The sequence below is a fragment of the Polynucleobacter sp. MG-27-Goln-C1 genome (assembly GCF_018881905.1).
Classification (GTDB): domain Bacteria; phylum Pseudomonadota; class Gammaproteobacteria; order Burkholderiales; family Burkholderiaceae; genus Polynucleobacter.
In genome coordinates this window covers 237,716-255,381 of the sequence record NZ_JACVPM010000002.1, presented here as the reverse complement: position 1 = coordinate 255,381, position 17,666 = coordinate 237,716, and the positions used below count along the sequence as shown (strand labels likewise).

The 17,666-nt window shown below is 43.7% G+C and carries 24 protein-coding genes and 1 tRNA gene; 17 read left to right on the top strand and 8 right to left on the bottom strand.

Annotated elements, in window-relative coordinates; all coding sequences use genetic code 11:
- Nucleotides 1–29 precede the first annotated feature (29 nt).
- Nucleotides 30–725, top strand: a complete 696-nt coding sequence (locus ICN14_RS05315; protein WP_216225464.1) for an AAA family ATPase — start codon at nt 30–32, stop codon at nt 723–725.
- 53 nt (nt 726–778) lie between these two features.
- On the opposite strand, the gene ICN14_RS05310 is transcribed toward ICN14_RS05315, so the two are convergent.
- The gene (locus ICN14_RS05310) at nt 779–1,363 is read right to left on the bottom strand and encodes a site-specific integrase (protein ID WP_216225463.1); all 585 of its coding nucleotides are present in this window, start codon (nt 1,361–1,363) and stop codon (nt 779–781) included.
- Nucleotides 1,364–1,651: 288 nt separating this feature from the next.
- Nucleotides 1,652–2,023 (bottom strand): hypothetical protein, encoded by a 372-nt coding sequence (locus ICN14_RS05305; RefSeq protein WP_216225461.1) that lies wholly within the window; start codon nt 2,021–2,023, stop codon nt 1,652–1,654.
- A 161-nt stretch (nt 2,024–2,184) separates the two neighbouring features.
- Between ICN14_RS05305 and ICN14_RS05300 the strand changes: the two genes are divergently transcribed.
- The 5 genes from ICN14_RS05300 (at nt 2,185) to ICN14_RS05280 (ending at nt 5,990) form a co-directional block, all read left to right on the top strand.
- Nucleotides 2,185–2,847 carry an outer membrane protein gene (locus tag ICN14_RS05300; protein WP_216225459.1) on the top strand — a complete coding sequence of 221 codons (663 nt, stop codon included), beginning with the start codon at nt 2,185–2,187 and terminating at the stop codon, nt 2,845–2,847.
- Nucleotides 2,848–2,918: 71 nt separating this feature from the next.
- A complete protein-coding gene (locus tag ICN14_RS05295) occupies nt 2,919–3,476 on the top strand; it encodes a DUF4410 domain-containing protein (protein ID WP_216225456.1) in 558 nt (185 codons plus the stop codon).
- A 789-nt stretch (nt 3,477–4,265) separates the two neighbouring features.
- Nucleotides 4,266–4,706 (top strand): DUF6641 family protein, encoded by a 441-nt coding sequence (locus tag ICN14_RS05290; protein ID WP_216225454.1) that lies wholly within the window; start codon nt 4,266–4,268, stop codon nt 4,704–4,706.
- Nucleotides 4,707–4,777: 71 nt separating this feature from the next.
- Nucleotides 4,778–5,803 (top strand): tyrosine-type recombinase/integrase, encoded by a 1,026-nt coding sequence (locus ICN14_RS05285; protein ID WP_216225452.1) that lies wholly within the window; start codon nt 4,778–4,780, stop codon nt 5,801–5,803.
- A gap of 40 nt (nt 5,804–5,843) precedes the next feature.
- On the top strand, nt 5,844–5,990 hold the full coding sequence (locus tag ICN14_RS05280) for a hypothetical protein (RefSeq protein ID WP_216225450.1): 147 nt from the start codon (nt 5,844–5,846) through the stop codon (nt 5,988–5,990).
- 2 nt (nt 5,991–5,992) lie between these two features.
- Here ICN14_RS05280 and ICN14_RS05275 read toward each other — a convergent pair whose 3' ends face one another.
- Entirely contained in the window at nt 5,993–6,211 is a 219-nt protein-coding gene (locus ICN14_RS05275) for a hypothetical protein (RefSeq protein ID WP_216225448.1), read from the bottom strand.
- A 63-nt stretch (nt 6,212–6,274) separates the two neighbouring features.
- Between ICN14_RS05275 and ICN14_RS05270 the strand changes: the two genes are divergently transcribed.
- The 10 genes from ICN14_RS05270 to ICN14_RS05225 all read left to right on the top strand — a co-directional run bounded on the left by ICN14_RS05270 (nt 6,275) and on the right by ICN14_RS05225 (nt 13,032).
- Entirely contained in the window at nt 6,275–6,436 is a 162-nt protein-coding gene (locus tag ICN14_RS05270) for a hypothetical protein (RefSeq protein ID WP_216225446.1), read from the top strand.
- A 121-nt stretch (nt 6,437–6,557) separates the two neighbouring features.
- Nucleotides 6,558–6,634, top strand: a tRNA-Met gene (locus ICN14_RS05265).
- Between the two features lie 65 nt (nt 6,635–6,699).
- A complete protein-coding gene (locus ICN14_RS05260) occupies nt 6,700–7,233 on the top strand; it encodes a DUF2878 domain-containing protein (protein WP_216225444.1) in 534 nt (177 codons plus the stop codon).
- 124 nt (nt 7,234–7,357) lie between these two features.
- Nucleotides 7,358–8,440, top strand: coding sequence for a recombinase RecA (gene recA, locus ICN14_RS05255; protein WP_041485194.1), 1,083 nt, complete (start codon nt 7,358–7,360; stop codon nt 8,438–8,440).
- Nucleotides 8,441–8,447: 7 nt separating this feature from the next.
- Nucleotides 8,448–8,984, top strand: coding sequence for a recombination regulator RecX (recX, locus tag ICN14_RS05250; RefSeq protein ID WP_216225443.1), 537 nt, complete (start codon nt 8,448–8,450; stop codon nt 8,982–8,984).
- 122 nt (nt 8,985–9,106) lie between these two features.
- Nucleotides 9,107–10,276, top strand: coding sequence for an ADP-forming succinate--CoA ligase subunit beta (sucC, locus tag ICN14_RS05245; protein WP_215354929.1), 1,170 nt, complete (start codon nt 9,107–9,109; stop codon nt 10,274–10,276).
- A gap of 15 nt (nt 10,277–10,291) precedes the next feature.
- On the top strand, nt 10,292–11,185 hold the full coding sequence (sucD, locus tag ICN14_RS05240) for a succinate--CoA ligase subunit alpha (RefSeq protein ID WP_216225441.1): 894 nt from the start codon (nt 10,292–10,294) through the stop codon (nt 11,183–11,185).
- 83 nt (nt 11,186–11,268) lie between these two features.
- Nucleotides 11,269–11,976, top strand: a complete 708-nt coding sequence (locus ICN14_RS05235) for a TerC family protein (protein WP_216225439.1) — start codon at nt 11,269–11,271, stop codon at nt 11,974–11,976.
- Nucleotides 11,977–12,098: 122 nt separating this feature from the next.
- Nucleotides 12,099–12,596 carry a pilin gene (locus ICN14_RS05230; protein WP_216225437.1) on the top strand — a complete coding sequence of 166 codons (498 nt, stop codon included), beginning with the start codon at nt 12,099–12,101 and terminating at the stop codon, nt 12,594–12,596.
- Nucleotides 12,597–12,657: 61 nt separating this feature from the next.
- On the top strand, nt 12,658–13,032 hold the full coding sequence (locus ICN14_RS05225) for a hypothetical protein (protein ID WP_216225436.1): 375 nt from the start codon (nt 12,658–12,660) through the stop codon (nt 13,030–13,032).
- Nucleotides 13,033–13,050: 18 nt separating this feature from the next.
- Here the strand turns inward: ICN14_RS05225 and moaC are convergent, their stop codons facing one another.
- Nucleotides 13,051–13,527 carry a cyclic pyranopterin monophosphate synthase MoaC gene (gene moaC / locus ICN14_RS05220; RefSeq protein WP_216225434.1) on the bottom strand — a complete coding sequence of 159 codons (477 nt, stop codon included), beginning with the start codon at nt 13,525–13,527 and terminating at the stop codon, nt 13,051–13,053.
- Between the two features lie 23 nt (nt 13,528–13,550).
- Between moaC and ICN14_RS05215 the strand changes: the two genes are divergently transcribed.
- On the top strand, nt 13,551–15,269 hold the full coding sequence (locus tag ICN14_RS05215) for a M48 family metalloprotease (RefSeq protein ID WP_216225432.1): 1,719 nt from the start codon (nt 13,551–13,553) through the stop codon (nt 15,267–15,269).
- Here ICN14_RS05215 and ICN14_RS05210 read toward each other — a convergent pair whose 3' ends face one another.
- The 4 genes from ICN14_RS05210 to ICN14_RS05195 are packed head-to-tail and all read right to left on the bottom strand — an operon-like array spanning nt 15,270 to nt 17,656.
- Complete coding sequence (locus ICN14_RS05210) at nt 15,270–15,884, bottom strand: DUF2946 family protein (RefSeq protein ID WP_216225430.1); 615 nt, start codon at nt 15,882–15,884, stop codon at nt 15,270–15,272.
- Between the two features lie 28 nt (nt 15,885–15,912).
- Entirely contained in the window at nt 15,913–16,347 is a 435-nt protein-coding gene (locus tag ICN14_RS05205) for a nuclear transport factor 2 family protein (protein ID WP_216225428.1), read from the bottom strand.
- Between the two features lie 34 nt (nt 16,348–16,381).
- Nucleotides 16,382–17,419 carry a lipopolysaccharide heptosyltransferase II gene (gene waaF / locus ICN14_RS05200; RefSeq protein WP_216225425.1) on the bottom strand — a complete coding sequence of 346 codons (1,038 nt, stop codon included), beginning with the start codon at nt 17,417–17,419 and terminating at the stop codon, nt 16,382–16,384.
- Between the two features lie 45 nt (nt 17,420–17,464).
- Nucleotides 17,465–17,656 (bottom strand): zinc-finger domain-containing protein, encoded by a 192-nt coding sequence (locus ICN14_RS05195; protein WP_015421968.1) that lies wholly within the window; start codon nt 17,654–17,656, stop codon nt 17,465–17,467.
- Nucleotides 17,657–17,666 lie beyond the last annotated feature (10 nt).

Here is a 17,666-nt window from a genome sequence, read left to right as displayed (position 1 = left end):
TTTTTATTCGATAAAAATGGAGGTTGTAAATGTTTAATGATTTTGAAGAAAAATACACCCCTGTCGTTTTAAACGACATTGTGTATCACTCGGAAGAAACGCGGGAAACGATTGAAGACTGTGTGTCTGGTATGAATGGTTTTCCCGCTAGCGGTAAAAATGGCATCTTGCTATATGGGGTGAATGGCACTGGCAAATCGGCATTAGCGAAAATATTGCCTAGTTTGATTGAGCAAGCACGAACAGGCGAGAGTGAACCCGTAGTTACTTACTTTGGTATATCGCAAGGTGGGGATAATGGAGCTGGGGTTATTGAAGGTATTAAGAAAAGAGCAATTCTGATGCCCTATAACCGTTATCACTATTTTGTACTAGACGAAGTTGATAACTTGCGAGTAGAGGCAATGGATTCGCTTAAAGCTGCAATGAGTATCGGCGGCACTGAGTGTATCTTTGTTCTCACCACTAACAGACTATCAATGATTGAGCGGGGCGTTATGGATAGATGTATTCGTGTTGAATTCAATGCGGCACCTGCAACAGCGTGGCTTCCTAAGTTCAAGCAAATACTTAATGACTATGGCGTAACACACGTTACAGACGAAGTTGCTTTAGGGATTATTGGGCTTTGCAACGGAAGTGCAAGAGAAGTAATGCAGGCTGCAAGGGACTTAATCAATAAGCATTACAAAAAGAATGGTGGGCATTTAAAGCTCGCCGCCTAATGCTGTCGTTTTAAACGACTGACTCAAAGCCCGCTGATGTTAGCGGGCTTTTTTTATACTAACTCAACTGCTTTACGGAGCATATCGTCGCTAGCGTAGATGTAAACCGAAGTAGTTTGAATATTTTTGTGCCCTAAAAGTTTTTGCAGAACCTTTATACCGACACCCTTCGATGCAATAGCGGTGGCAAAACTACGTCTTCCGCTGTGACTGCTAGCACCATCAATACCTGCCTTTTTGTAAAGATAATGAAAGTACTGGGCACAAGTATTTGATGTGAAGCCGTCACTATCACGCTTCTGACTGTAAAAGAACTTCACATTTGAATCTTGTAACTTGCATAAGCGGAAGAAAGCGACATATTGCTCTAACTCCTTGCGTAGGCGCTCGCTTACGAACACCGTTCTTGCCACGCCACCTTTTGTCTGTTCGCTACTTAAGCGTATTTCATCTCTAACTATGCCATCAGCACTTACAACATCTTTGTAGCGTAGTGCCGCAACCTCTCCACATCTTAATCCGGCTAAATGGGTGATTAACAGCATTGCTCTATTACGTAGTGCGTGTTTACGGGTTGCAATGTAATCAAGTACTCTGCGTAGTTCTACCTGACTGAGTGTTTTTGCTTGCTTTGACATAGTCTGCTCCTTTTTTGTGCCCAACCAAAGTTTTGCTATGTCTAAAGTATGTTTTCTTTGTTTATTTTTTCCTACCTCTTTTTGTCCGATGTGCATTAAATGAAAATCCTTCCATAAATCAATGAGATGTGTATTTTTTCGGGCGAAATATAACCTTTTGCATATTTGGTTATATATAGGTATTTAGTGGATTTGTCGTCTATCTCCCACAGAATTAGGAAGACTTGCGTATGGCGTCTATACGCTGTTTTTAATAATCCCTGTTAAGCAGATATTCGCAATATTGCGTTAAGTGCTTGTAGGGCTGATTTGAGGTGTTTGCAGTTGTGTAGTAATTGCATTTGAGAATAATGCAAACTGTATTGATAATTTTTCTGTTGGCTTTACTTTTTTAACTCTAGCATCGCTTGTTGTTGAGTGTAATTCAATCCACCCAGCCTCTATTAGCTTGCGAAAGTGATATCGCAACCCCATATCGCTGTAAGGCAAGCTAGCAAATAATGCTTTGACAGTAAGTTCATTGTTATTTAATGCGTCACCAACCACTACAACCAAAATATCGTATGGGATAAACGAATGTCCAATTGGCAAGTGGCGAGTAGCTTGCTTGCGTATAACGACAAGTAAATCTATTACTAGTAAGTGTTGCTCAGTATCCACAGTGCTTTAAGTTTTTAATAACTTAAAGACTGTAATTTCAATCACTTAGATTTCCTACGAAATTAAGCTACGAAGTTCGTATCTATATTAAATGTACTCAATCCTTATAACCATACATAGTTACAAATGTTGTAACAACATCAAAAACTATAGGGTTAAAAATGAAAAAGAAATTACTGGTTGCCGCGTTATTGGCTGTGGCAGGCACAAGTGCAATGGCGCAGTCAAAGTTTGAAGGGTTCTACGGTCAAGTTGGTATTGGTTATGAGAGTGTTGCTCCATCAACTTCAACTACATTCAACTATGGTGGAGTAAATGTCCCATCTTCAATTTCATTGAATAACTCCAATAGTTTTGCTGGAACAGCAACACTTGGTTATACCTTTGCTGTCAATAAAGATTTCTTGTTAGGCATTGGTGCCGAGTATTCACCAATTGAAGGGCAGAAACAAAACATTACCTACAACATTGCTGGAACATCAGTTGCTGGTGGTACATACAATAAGAAAAATTCTTACAATATTTTCATATCGCCAGGTTTAGCTGTTGGTGCTGACGCAGTTGCTTATGCAAAAGTTGGATTTACAGGAGCGTCAGCCGATACTGGTGGCGATACAACTAATTACACAGGATACTCTGTTGGCTTGGGATATAAGCAAATCATTACTGGAGGCTTATACGGCTTCGGTGAAGTTAATTACGCAAGCTACGGCAATCAAACATCTAATCAATCGGCTGTAGTGAGTGGGCGTTTATTGACTACTTCAGTAACATCAAGCCTTAATGCGACAAACATCTTAGTTGGCTTAGGTTACAAGTTTTAAGTTATATATTTAAATCTTCATTTAAAGCCACTGTAACAAGTGGCTTTTTTATTTAACAAAAAGGATTTGAAATGAAAAGAATATTTTTTAGTATTTTTCCTGTACTGATTGCATTAGCTATTGCTGGATGTGCGTCAACAGTAAATCGAAATACATCTAACATTAAAGAAACATCTAATGTCAAAGAAGAGACAGTGCAAATAACTAAGTTTTTACCACTTAAAAGTTTAACCGTCACACTAGATGCTAACGCACAAGATAAATTAAAGGATAACGAAAATTTTAGTAAAGATAGGCTATACAACAAAATCAACTCAACTTTACTTGAAAATCAATACCTGCAAACTCAAAATAATAATTCGAACTCTAAAATTGATGTTGTCATTACTAATATAAGAGTTAGGTCAGGTGTATCAGCAATCCTATTGGGATTTTTAGCGGGGGCTGATTCTATAACTGGACAGATATATGTCAAAAATGGAGATAAGGTAATTGATAGCTTTGAAGTGGATATCACTTATGCATTTGGTGGCGCAATGGGGGATACAGACACAAGAATGAATTGGATGTATGAGTCTTTTGCAACAAAAATTGTAGAGGAGCTAAAAAAACTAGTGCCTAAGACATAAACTTTGGTAACTTTTATTAAGCTATCTTTGGGTAGCTTTTTTGTTTTCTATTAATTACCAATTAATCTTATTGTAAGTAGATTAGTTTATAAGCAACCTGCTTTGCAGTCTGCTTGTGTTTCGCAAAAGCTATCGCTTTTACTCACACATTTTTTCAATTGATTGATTACAAGATTAAATATTGGTATTGCTTTTAAGGCATCTTTACTAGGAAGCACAAGCCACGCTTCTATTTGCAAGCGTGGCTTGTAGCTAATCATCTTTACTGAGGATTAACAACTGATATACACACAACTTGATTTAACAAGATAAGGTAGGTTTTGCTATCACCTTTTATGTGCTCGTCTAACGCAACAATTCCACAGCCTATATCAGTAGCTTTGTGGATTGTTTGTGGGTTTCATTGTGGCAGTCCCACTCACTTTCAGCCTATACATTTTTATATTTGCTTACATTCGCGTATTACTACGCTACTAACCATTACAGCATCGCAAACGCTTCTACACAGTGGTGTGGCATTTAAGGCATCTAGCATCAAGCTAGGTAGTGCGATACAGCGAGTAATGAGCAACCCTATTGTTTACCGTCACACATCAGAACGGATTTAACAGCACTATTACATTCAGCGTGCCAACTTTTATATCTCATTTGTATAGTTATTTATATGAAACCAAATATTTCGTAACATTTCCTATCCATTTCTTACATATAGCCAGACAAATACAGGTTGTCCTCGTAGGTTTTCAGGCAATACATTAAGTGTGCCCATTCATAAACAAGGAGAAATAAATGAGCACATTAGATTCACTCAAGCTAACAACAGCTAAAAAGCCAACCCATATTCCTGCAATCGTGTTTCGCAGAAATAAACTTTCAAATAAGTTGTGGGAGCAAATCCAACTAGCCAAAAGTCATATAGATGGCACACCTTTTGTGGTGACGAAGTTTAAAAGCGTCAAAGATAAGGAAACGGGGTTGCGTCGCCAAGTAGAAATCCCCAAGCGTATACGCGAATGGTGGTTTAAAAATGATGCTGGCAAAGTCTGCGTGTCAGTCAAATATGGAACAAAAGTCATTGAGCTTGCTAAAGGTAAGCACAGCGTAGAAGTTGATAGTGCCCAAAACTTAGTGAAGGCATTGGAAACCATTAAGTCTGCTGTTGAGCAAGGTGAGCTAGATACGCAAATCGAAACAGCCAGTGGGGCGCTAAAGGCGGGTTTTCAGAAGTAAGTTGGTAAGGGGTGTCGTTTTAAACGACACCCTTCGCTGAGTAATCCAACTTTACTTTAATAAGGAAAACTATGCGTAGCATCGTAATAAAACCATACCCAATCGTCTTTGACAAAGTCGAGCGTTTAATCAATGTAAACGGAATGAACTTTGAAGAAGAGTTTTTGGCTAAGGTAGTAAGTGAGCATTTAGCAAGGCAAAAGGAAGGCAGGATGCCTACCATTACTGACGCTTTTAAGATTTATATGAATGAAAGTGCTTCCGCTCATCGCCCTACATTCGTTAAACACGCGAACTATCACTTCCGTAGCTTTAAAGAGTTTTTTGGTGATTTGACTTTAGATGAACTAAAGCATTGGCACATCACCGAATATCGAGACTATCAGCTTCAGCGTGGATTAAACCCTACAAGCGTTAGGAAACATAACAACACACTCAATGCGATGCTCAATGTTGCATTCAAACATTTGGATATAGATAGACTCAGTCCATTTAGAGCTTTGAAGATTAGAGGTGAAGGGGATATTAAGCGTCCAATGCCCATTATTACTACCCAGCTAATCAATCAAGTTAAAGAATGTTTACTAAGAAACTCCACACCACATAAGCTCGTTGCCTTAATACAGCTGAATACCGGATTTAGGCTATCTGAACCAGTATTTGCAAGACTGGAAGACTGTGTGCTCGAGCACGACATACCTCATTTGTGGATTAGACGGAATGCGTTAAGCGATAGAAAGACTAAATCAAGTATTCGTGCTGTGCCATTGTGTGGAGTTTCGTTGGATGCCGCTAAAGAGCTATATAAGATTGCGAGAACGAAAAGAAGCGAATGGTTTGTGCCGCATTATGCGAGAGACAACGGCAACTCCAGTTGTTCTCAAATCATTAAAAAGACGCTAAAGGAGCTTGACTTTAAAAGTCATATGTTTAGGCACGCAATCATTGATAGGATGAAGGCTAGGAACGATATACCCACGCGACTCGCTGAAAGTATTACTGGGCACAGTAGTGGAGGTTCGGATTTCAACACCTACGGAACTGTCGGCTACACACTTGAGCAAAAACGAGATGTGATTTTGAAGGTACTGGTTTAGGTAATGGGTGTCGTTTAAAACGACACCACTAAATACTTGTATGAAGCGATATAAGGCAACAGTCAATGCAGCAGGAATGTGGGTAGAAACAATTCTCTACGCACAGAACCAAGCACAAGCATACAAACTATTCCAAGCGATCTTTGGTTCAAGTAACGTGCCGCATCAACCGTTACGGATTGGTTAGCCTCAAATCCATTTAAGGGTTTTTAGTAGTTCAAGTAAAAAAGAGCCTATTGCACCTATTCCAGCCAGTACTGCCGCTACGTTCACCCACCAACTCAACTCTAGTTTGCTTTCAGTAATAATCTTTCTGCCATTGATATACATATTTCTGTCATCACCAACCGAAAGCTCTGTGTTTTTGCCTTCATCATCAGTGAAGGTATAAAAGCGATGTAGATTCATTTAGTTCCTTTTATTTGGCTTTCTCAATAAATACTCTATATGAGATACAAAGAAATAACGGAAATGCATTCCGTCGCCACAATAAAGCCGCTTAATCCCAGTCAGGCACGCATAGAAGCATTAAAAGCGCAGAAAGAACGTGCCAAAACAGCGTTAGACGCTGAAAGAAAGCGCCAAAAAGTATCAAAAGCACAAGAAAAGTTAAAAAAAGCAGTTTCTGCGTAGCAGGGAAAGCCGGACAGGATTCAGCACCGTAAAGAAACCTACGGACAGCTTAAATAGACAGAGTTTGCACAGACTCGCACATTTGCACAGCACCACTGCAATCATTTACAATAACGAGTTCGGCGAATTAGCTCAGCTGGTTAGAGCGACGGAATCATAATCCGCAGGTCCGGGGTTCAAATCCCTGATTCGCCACCATATCAAGAGGCCATTGCCCACCGGCAGTGGCCTTTTTCTTAGGTAATGTCGCTTGGGTTCGATCGATGGCTAAATTTTGGAACTTCGTCTTTTTCCAAGTTGGTTGGTTTGCATGTGTTTTGGGTGCGGCCAATAAGCAGGTCCTTTGGGCTGTCTTAGGCACATTAACTTATGTCACCTTCACTATTTGGCGTCATCATGCGCCCAAGTTAGCCCTGAGGCTCCTTGTCAAGGTCTTGGTTTATGGCATCGTCGCCGACACCATCATCATGCACCTGGGATATCTTAATTTTCAGGATGACTGGCCTTCCCCGTACTTATCACCTCTTTGGATGTGGGTTTTATGGGTGCTGGTTGGCGGCACAATTAATGGCTCCCTGTCATGGTTGAGAGGCAGGCCTGTTTTAGGCTTCATTTTAGGGGCTATCTGCGGGCCAATGTCCTATGAGGCTGGTATTCGCATGGGTGCTGGGGGCTGGGGTGCTGGCAGTCAGACCGTTGGTTTTATCTTGGTTGGGCTTGTTTGGGGTATTGCTATCCCCCTATTTTTCTACTGGGACCGCACCTCAATCATGGATGGCCTAGTAAAAAATCCGTAAATTCCTTAAAAAAGCCGCTTGCAAATACTACTGTTTTTATATACAGTAACTTCTGAGTTGTTGAAAAGCACGAAAACTACGGGAAATAGCCCAATACATAGCGAAAAGGAATTAAAAAATGGCCTTGGATGATAAGAAAAAATCAGCCTCATCAGAGTTTGACGGCATGAGCGGAGACAAGCAAAAGGCATTAACTGCAGCCTTGGCGCAAATTGAGAAGCAATTTGGTAAGGGCTCAATCATGAGATTGGGCGATGCAGAGATTCATCAAGATATTCAGGTAGTGTCTAGCGGTTCATTGGGTCTAGACATTGCGCTTGGAGTTGGCGGTTTGGCGCGTGGGCGTGTGATTGAGATTTACGGCCCAGAATCTTCAGGTAAGACAACATTAACTTTGCATGCGATTGCAGAGATGCAAAAGATTGGCGGAACTTGCGCCTTTATTGATGCCGAGCACGCCTTAGATGTTCAGTACGCTTCACGCCTGGGTGTAGATGTTAATAATTTGTTGATCTCTCAGCCAGACACTGGTGAGCAAGCTCTCGAAATTGCTGACGCCTTAGTACGTTCGGGCTCCATTGACTTAATTGTCATAGACTCCGTAGCGGCCTTGGTTCCAAGGGCGGAGATCGAAGGCGATATGGGTGACTCATTGCCAGGCTTACAGGCTCGCCTGATGAGTCAAGCCTTGCGTAAGTTGACTGGCGCGATCAAGCGCACCAATACAACCGTGATCTTTATTAACCAGATTCGTATGAAGATTGGTGTGATGTTTGGTTCCCCTGAGACGACTACTGGCGGTAACGCGCTGAAGTTTTATGCTTCTATGCGTTTAGATATTCGTCGCATCGGAAGCATTAAGAAGGGTGATGAAGTAGTTGGCAACGAGACTCGTGTGAAGGTAGTGAAGAACAAAGTATCTCCACCATTCCGCGAAGCAATTTTTGACATCATGTATGGCGCAGGAATTTCTAGAGAAGGTGAAATTATCGATATGGGTGTTGAGGCTGATATCGTTGAAAAGTCAGGCTCTTGGTATGCCTATAACGGTGATCGCATTGGGCAAGGAAAAGACAATGTACGTGAGTTCTTAAAAGAAAATCCAGCGATTGCTCAAGATATTGAATCAAAGATCCGTGCGAAGCTTGGTGTTAAGGCTGGTACAGCAGTAGTGAGTGATGTTTTGAGTGAAGAAGAGGAAGCGTAATTCTTCGATGTCAGAGCTAGGTAGTACTGTTAAGAAAAGTAAGAAACAAAGCCCGAGTCTCAAAGCTCGGGCTTTGCGCCTTTTATCTATGCGTGAGTACAGCCGCAAGGGCTTGGCAGCGAAGCTCGAAGAATCTGCAGCAAGAATGCTGAAATTCCAGACCCCCAATGAGGATTCTGATGACCTTATCCCAGCAATTCCGTTGGCCGTCCAGATTGAGGCTGTTTTAGATGATTTTGAGGCGCGCGGCTGGCTCTCTGACCAACGCTTTGCTGAAGCTCTAGTTCGGCGTCGTAGCGAACGGTTTGGTACCCGAAAAATACAAGATGAGCTCGCGCAGGCTGGGGTCGATAGCTCAAAGACGGCAGATTTACTCAAGAATCTCAAAGAAACTGAATATCAACGGGCTCATGAGCTGTGGCTACGTAAGTTTGGTGCACTAGCAACGGAGCAAAAGGAGCGGGCACGTCAGTACCGCTTTTTAGCCTCTAAGGGCTTTAGCTCTGACGTTGTATCTAAGGTGGTAGCGGGGCGTCCTAACTAGGGCAATTACGGAGCCGATAGGCGATGTTGCCGCATTGCAGCATGATAGACTTATGGAGTCGGCTAAACCGGCTTTACTAATCCTCAGCGCTTGCTAAAAAAGATACTGTTTCGGGAGTAATAATGAAAATTCACGAGTACCAAGGCAAAGAATTACTACGCCAATTTAATGTGCCTGTTCCAAATGGCATCCCTGCATTTAGTGTTGATGAGGCTATTAAAGCTGCTGAAAAGCTTGGCGGCCCAGTTTGGGTTGTTAAGGCGCAAATTCATGCAGGTGGACGCGGTAAAGGTGGCGGCGTGAAATTGGCTCGCAGCATGGACGAAGTGAAAAAGTACGCTTCTGAAATTTTGGGTATGCAGTTGAAGACGCATCAAACTGGTCCAGAAGGTCAAAAAGTAAATCGTCTCTTAATTGAAGACGGTGCTGACATCAAGAAAGAGTACTACTTCAGTATCGTTACCGACCGTGGCACACAAAAGAATGTGATCATGGCGTCCAGCGAAGGTGGTATGGATATCGAAGAGGTTGCAGAATCTCACCCAGAAAAAATTATTAAAGTATTTGTTGATCCATTGATTGGTTTGACGGATGCTGATTGCCAGATCATTGCAAAAGGCATTGGAGTTCCAGATGCTTCTATTCCAATGGCTAGCGATGTGTTCAAGAATTTGTACAAGACTTATTGGGAAACTGATGCGTCGTTAGTAGAGATCAATCCATTGATTCTTGAAGGCAACGGCAAGATCAAGGCGCTTGACGCTAAATTCAATTTCGATCCAAATGCCTTGTATCGTCATCCAGAAATTGTGGCTTACCGCGATATCGATGAAGAAGATGCAGCAGAAATTGAAGCTTCTAAATTTGACTTGGCTTACATTTCACTCGACGGCAACATCGGTTGCTTAGTGAATGGTGCTGGCTTAGCAATGGCTACGATGGACACTATTAAGTTGTTTGGAGGAGAGCCAGCAAACTTCTTGGACGTTGGTGGTGGCGCTACTGCGGAGAAGGTAACAGAAGCATTCAAGATCATGCTTAAGAACAAGAGCGTTGAAGCGATTTTGGTCAATATTTTCGGCGGCATCATGCGTTGCGACGTGATTGCTGATGGCGTAGTTACTGCATGTAAAGCAGTGAACTTGACTGTACCTTTGGTTGTGCGCATGAAGGGTACCAATGAGGAGTTGGGTAAGAAGATTCTTGCAGACTCTGGCTTGCCAATCATTAGCGCCGATTCAATGGCAGAAGCTGCTACTAAGGTAGTTGCCGCTGTTGCGAAAAACAAATAATCAAGGAACTTCAATATGTCTATTTTGGTAAATAAAAATACTAAAGTAATTACTCAAGGTATTACTGGTAAGACTGGCCAATTCCACACTGAGAAGTGCCAGGAATACGCAAACGGTATGAACTGTTTTGTAGCTGGTGTAAATCCTAAAAAAGCAGGCGAGTCTATTTTCAATATTCCAATTTATGGAACTGTTAAAGAAGCCGCTCAGCAAACTGGTGCCACTACTTCTGTAATTTATGTTCCGCCTCCTGGCGCTGCTGCCGCAATTTGGGAAGCTGTTGAAGCTGACCTCGATTTTGTTATCTGTATTACTGAAGGCATTCCGGTCAAGGACATGTTGGAAGTGCGTAATAAGATGACTGCAAAAGAAGCTGCTGGTGGTAAGAAGACTTTATTGCTTGGCCCAAATTGCCCTGGAATTATTACTCCAGACGAAATCAAAATTGGCATCATGCCTGGCCATATCCATAAAAAGGGTCGTATCGGTGTAGTTAGCCGTTCTGGTACTTTGACTTATGAGGCAGTTGGTCAATTGACAGCAATTGGTTTAGGCCAGTCCACAGCGGTAGGTATTGGTGGCGACCCAATCAATGGCTTGAAGCACATTGATGTGATGCGTATGTTTAATGAGGATCCGGAGACCGATGCGGTCATCATGATTGGTGAAATTGGTGGACCAGATGAGGCTGAAGCAGCTCGCTGGTGCAAAGCCAACATGAAGAAGCCGGTTGTTGGCTTTATCGCTGGTGTAACAGCGCCCCCTGGAAAGCGTATGGGCCATGCTGGCGCATTGATTTCTGGTGGTGCCGATACAGCTGATGCCAAGCTTGCCGTTATGGAAGAGTGTGGCTTTAAAGTAACAAGAAATCCTTCAGAAATGGCTGCTTTGCTCAAAGCCATGTTGTAATCAAAGATGCATGCCGATTCGTCGGCATGCTTTTTGTAGCACCCAGTAGTCAAAATTAAAATATATAAAAGTACGGAGACAATATGGATTTATCAGCATTTTCAGATGCAACCTTTTGGGCTGCATTACTCTCAATCATCGTTGCCAATATTTTGTTATCTGGTGATAACGCGGTTGTTATTGCCTTAGCATCCCGCAACTTACCACCCGCCCAGCAAAAGAAAGCTATTTTCTGGGGTAGCGCTGCTGCAATTATTTTGCGCGTTGTATTAACAATTACCGCAGTTGCATTGTTAAGCCTGCCGTACCTCAAAATCGTTGGTGCAATTTTGCTTGTCTATATTGGCGTTCAGTTGTTAGCTGATAGCGATGGCGAAGAGCATATGGAAGGTAAGACCAGTATTTGGGCTGCCATTCGTACGATCTTGATTGCCGACTTGGTGATGAGTCTGGATAACGTTTTAGCAGTTGCAGCAGCAGCTCAAAAAGGCCCAGAAGAAACTCGCTTGCTCCTGTTGATTATTGGCTTAGGTATGTCTATTCCACTCATCATCTTTGGTAGCGCTATGTTGCTTAAAGTAATGGAGCGTTTCCCAATCATCATTACTCTAGGTGCAGGTCTATTAGGCTTGTTAGCTGGTGGCATGTTAGTTGAAGATCCAGCCATTAAAGATAGCATTCAAGCAGCTCTAGGTGATGCTAAGTTGGCATTTGAAGTTATTGGTGTGGCGATTGTCATTCTTGTCGGCACCTACTTTAAGAAAAGAAATGCAGCTAAAGCAGCGCATTAATTCTCTTTCGCGTTAATCAGAAAAGCCAGCCTCTAAAGCTGGCTTTTCTTACATTTGGACATCTTGAGTGCGTTGGGTATAGACTGGATGATGAAGGGTTTAACCCTCAGGAGCCAAGAAATATGTCTACACAAGATCAGCAGCAAGAATCTGGATTTACCTTGATTGAGGTGATGGTAGTGGTTGCCATCATTGGTATTTTGGTAGCCGTTGCCGTTCCTCAGTATCAAGACTACATCGCGCGTAGTCGCATCGTGGAAGGCATGAATCTTTCCTCTAGTGCAAAGCTGGCTGTGACAGAAGCATTTGCCAGTAGAGGTACAGTGCCGATGGATGAAGCAACTAGCGGTTCATTTACCTTTGTACCAACGCGCAGTGTGAAGTTAATTGAGATCACACCTTCTGGTGCTATTGCTATCGACTTTCAAAATAATGTTGCACCAGAAAATAAGAACACATTGCATCTCATTCCGACGAATGACCCAGATGCCAATATTCCTAAAGCGATTGATTTATCCAAGCCGGAGGGGTCAACTTGGGCTGGCGGTTGGTCTTGCCGTTCTACTGAAACTAATTTGTTACCCCAGCTCTTACCCTCGGAGTGTCGTATTAGTAAATAAGATATAAAGCAGGCGGGGAAGCCTCGGATATCCTTATATTGCACTGAGCCCGTAGATTAATATGGGCTTATATTTTTTAGTTGAAAGGTCGGTAGTGCTACAAGAAAAAGCCATCATATTTTTTCGTCGTGTTTGCGAGGCGACCCCTGCTTGCTTATTAGTAATGGTGCATGGAGATCTTAGCGCCATCACTTTGGCTCATTGGGAGACTGCGCTGAGAACGGGTGCTATCACTGGAGCTGTATTGGTTCTACTATCTTTTATAGAATCTAAAAAATGGCTCCATAATCGCTACGTTACAGGAGCTTTAACTGGGATTGCTACTGCAGCTTCAGATTTTATTGTTCATCCAGCCGCAATTTCAGGAGAAGCGATTATCACGGGTGCAGCGGCTGCGGCCCTCTGTGTTTTGTACTCTTTTATTGTGAAAGATTAGTCGTACTGGTTGGTGTAATCAGTTTGACTTCCACTCCCCAGACTTCCCGCCACTCTTCTCAAGCAGGTGGACCTCACCCATCACCATACCTCTATCAACAGCTTTCGCCATGTCATAAATTGTGAGTAGGGCAACTTGAACTGCGGTGAGTGCTTCCATCTCTACGCCAGTAGGACCTGTGGTCTCGGCTCTAACTTGGCAGGTAATGCAGCTGATATCTTTATTAAGGGCAAACTCTAGGCTGACGTGTGTCAGAGCTAGAGGGTGACAGAGTGGGATCAGGTCCGATGTCTTCTTGGACGCCTGAATACCTGCAATTCGAGCGATACCTAAAACATCCCCCTTCTTATGGGTGCCCGCCTCAATCATGCTGAAGGTTTCTGGAAGCATGGTGATTTTGCCTGTGGCGACGGCAATCCGATGGGTGTTGGGCTTATCTCCAACGTTGACCATATGGGCTTGCCCGCTGGCATCAAAATGAGTTAGTTTGTTCATGGGATAAGTTTTACCATATAGGGATGCAAGTCATAAAGACATCACAAAAATCATCGTTATTTAAGCGAATTTTGGCTGGCCAGCTGATTCTGGCCTTGGCTTGCCCAAGTGCTGGCATCGTATATGCAGCTGGACCGACGCCCTCATCAGTAACGGGTGATGTATCTGTGCAGGGTGAGTCGGCTGCTTTGCAAAACTTAGGTAGGGCAGTTCAATCGCCCGATGCCCGCTCTTCGAATCTACCCTCGCGTAATGCGCCTCAAACTCAAGGAACTTTTGTTCTTCCTGATATGGGTGATCCCGGCGGCGACAGCTTAAGCCGTATGGATGAGAAAAAGTATGGTGAGATGATCATGCGCGAGATTCGTCCGGATGCAGATTATTCGAATGATTTACCGATCTATGATTTTTTAAATCAAATGGAGCGACGCTTATTACAAGCGGCAAAGCGCTTGCAATTGGGTGGGGCCAATGAGCAGGGTAGCGGAGCTTACAACTTTGAGGTGTTCGCTGTTAAAGACAGCAGCATTAATGCATTTGCATTGCCTGGTGGATTTATTGGATTTCATACGGGGTTGTTGGTTAGCGCTGAAACAGATTCCGAAGTAGCTTCGGTAATGGGGCACGAGACTGGCCACGTTTTGCAACGTCACCTTGCCCGTCAGATGGATAAGCAAACCACCAATATGATGATTGCTTTAGCTGGCATGGTGCTAGGTGCATTAGCAGCCTCCCGCAATCCAGGCGCTGCCTCTGGGCTGATGCAGGGTGGTCAGGCATTGGCTGTGAATAATCAACTCTCCTATTCAAGAGATGCTGAGCGTGAGGCGGATCGTATTGGCTTTCAGATTCTGGCGGCAAGTGGGTATGACGTCAATGGAGCACCAGGTTTCTTCCAAAGATTGCAAAAAGCGACGGGAATAATGGATAGTGGTGTTCCATCCTATGTGCGTACTCACCCATTAACCACCGATCGTATTGCGGACATGCAAGATCGTGCTCGTAACATCGCCAATAGAAATGTGCCAACGGCAGTGGAGTTTTACTTCATAAAAGCACGTGCTCGTATGGAGCAGTCTGGAAGCTCTAGCCAGATGTATGACTTAAAAAATACCTTTGATGGTTTGAGTAAGCAGTCAGCTCCCGGAAAGCAGATGGAGGGTTTTTATGGGCTTGCCTTGGTTGCTCAAAAACAAGGTAAGTTCGATCAGGCCAGCAGTCACCTGCAGCAAGCACGCAACTTAGCCAACAGCGCTAGCGCGCCAGGATCGCCCATTCAGCGGCAAAGTCTCTCTCTGGACATTACGGCATCAGAGTTGGCATTAGCTAGAGGTAAAGGTGATGAGGCTCTGCAAATTGCCCAGGCCACTTTAAAGGCTTATCCCCAATCCTATGCTGCTGGAGCAGCAATGATGAATGCCTATCTCAAGCTTGGCCGCACCAATGACGCTATTACTTGGTTAAAAGCGCGCACAAGGTTGCAGCCCAATGAGGTGGTTTGGTGGGCCATGCTTTCTAATGCGTATGACCAAGCAAAGAATGTGCCAATGCGCCATTACGCTCTTGGGGAAAAGTATGCGCTTGAAGGTGCATGGCCTTCAGCCATTGAGCAACTCAAGATTGCTAGATCTTCTGGTGGGGCTGACTTCTATCAGGCATCCAGCATTGATGCGCGTCTTCGTGAAATGCAAAAACAATATAGAGAAGAGCTTAAGGAGCAAGGCAAAAATATGCCGAGCTAATCAGTTGCTTGGCGCTTTAGTGAAATGAAATCGTTCACTAAGTTCTTCTGAATGAATGGGTTCAATTGGTAGATCCTTACCATCCCATTGCCAAGAACCTCTAAAACTACAGGCATCCTCCATCACTTTCGACTGATCAGAAAATAGATCTAAATCATGATCATGTAGAAGTGCAACTGATAGGGATTCTGTTTTGGTGAACACAGCGCTATCGAGTTGGTCAGATCGTGATTGTGGAATGATTCCAGTGATATAGATATTGCCTTTTTCATCACTCAGCGCGCTATGCGGTTTTATTTCTGTGCCACATTGAGTTAGTAGTTGAGGTCCGCCTTCACTAGGAATAATTCTGGCAATCCATGGAGTGGCATCTAGTGTGATGAAAACCCTTTGAGGCCCATTCTGAAAAAAATATCTGCCCAAAGAATCGCATGCGTAATTTCTGGAAATAAATTCATTGAGAGCTGCATGCTGAATAACACTCCCAGCCAATTGATTAGATTGTGCGAATTCATCTCGCATGCGCCACTGACCCCGACGATCTAATGCAAGCCAGCCAAAGCAGTGTGGAACATTGGGCCACTTAATCAGAGACCGCAGTACTTGCTCATCCATGAGATGGCAACCTGTTTAGCATTGGTAATTAATGCAATCCATGCGGCGTAGAAGGTGCATCAAAAGTCTCTTCAGTTGAATGACTTGCGTGCAGGTGGGCAATTCGCCAACCTTGACTATCTTGTAAGAGCACTAAGGTAATGTTGAGAAAAAATGCTGCTTCAATTTGATCATCGCGCAGATGAACTGCTTCAGTGGTGTCATAAACGGCCGCGCCTAGAACGGAATGGCTAATGCAGGCAATGGGCTCTAAAAAGAGCGCTTGTTTAGCCAAGAGGCGCTCTAAGCCTGCGCGAATTTCTGCATGACCGCTGAGACGCTGGCCTTCTGGTAAAACGCAAGTAATCGAGTCATCATTTAGCCAGATTGCCAAAGCACCTTTGACATCACGATGTTTTAAAGCATCACGCCAAGCATCCACTACTTCATCGGCATTATGAAAAAGTCTGGCTAGTTTTGACATGGCTTACTTTCTAGGGGCTTAAGTTGATGTGAGCTTAATGAAGGTTCTGAATAGTTTCAAATACATTCTCTGGCGAGATGTCTCTTAGGCACTTCAGGTGTCCAAGTGGACACTCTCTTTTATGGCAAGGGCTACACGGCAAGTTCAGCCAAATGACTTGAGCTTTATCGGATAGTGGTGGCGTATGGTCCGGATCGCTCGAGCCAAAGATTGCTACTTGCGGCACTTTTAATGCGGCACCAATATGCATTAAGCCAGAGTCATTACTAACTAGCGCTTTACTCATGCCGATGAGTGCAATCGCCTCATCGAGTGAAGTATCGCCACACCAGTTATATATTTTGGGGTCACTATTGGCTTGGGCTCTAATGCTCTCACCTAAAGCGGAATCGCCCTTGCTCCCCAGAAGAATGACGCGAGCATCTGCTTCATTAGCGATTAGCTGCTGCGCAAGAGCGGCAAAGTGCTCGGTAGGCCAGCGCTTTGTTATTCCGTACTCTGCACCCGGGCAAAGAATGTAAATGGAGTTCTTACTAATCGTGGCTGCTTGTAACCTAGCTTCAACAGATTGCTTGGCTGCAAGTGAGATGTTGAGCTTAGGATCTGCTGGCTTGTTGGTATCAATCTCTTTTGAGTGATCCATGACATTGCTAAGTGCAAGGTAATGATTGGCCATCGGAGGGCGATTGGTTTTGCTCGGATTATCCAAGGAAATATTGATTAATCCAAAGCGCATTTCACCGCGATAACCAATGCGTAGCGGAATATTGGCAAGCCAAGGGATGAGGGCTGACTTTAAGCTGTTAGGTAGAACAAAGCAGGCATCGTATTGATTTAATTCCAGTTGCTTTGCAAGTTGCCTGCGTAAGCCCAATTGCAATTGCTTATGCTCTAGTCTCGCTTCAATGACATGATGAACTTCTGTGCAAGCGCGATAAATGGGTGCAACCCAAGGGCTTGCTAAAACATCAATCTGAGACTGTGGGTAAATTACTTTAAGAGTCGCCAGCAAGGGCTGGGACATGACAGCATCGCCAATCCAGTTGGGTGCGATGATCAGAATACGATTCATATGAGGTATCCCGATACAGCACCCCGCCATGGGGTGCTGATAGGTTTAGTGCCCGTGGGGCTCGGTACCAGGAATGAGTTTGTACTCAGTGCCGCAATACGGACACTTGGCTTCACCCGTTTTAGCAACATCGAGAAATACACGTGGATGCGAATTCCAGCTAGGGGTTTTATTGGTTGGGCAATGCAAAGGCAAATCAGTATTGCCATTCACCATTACAACTTGAGCTTCACTCATTCTCTGATTT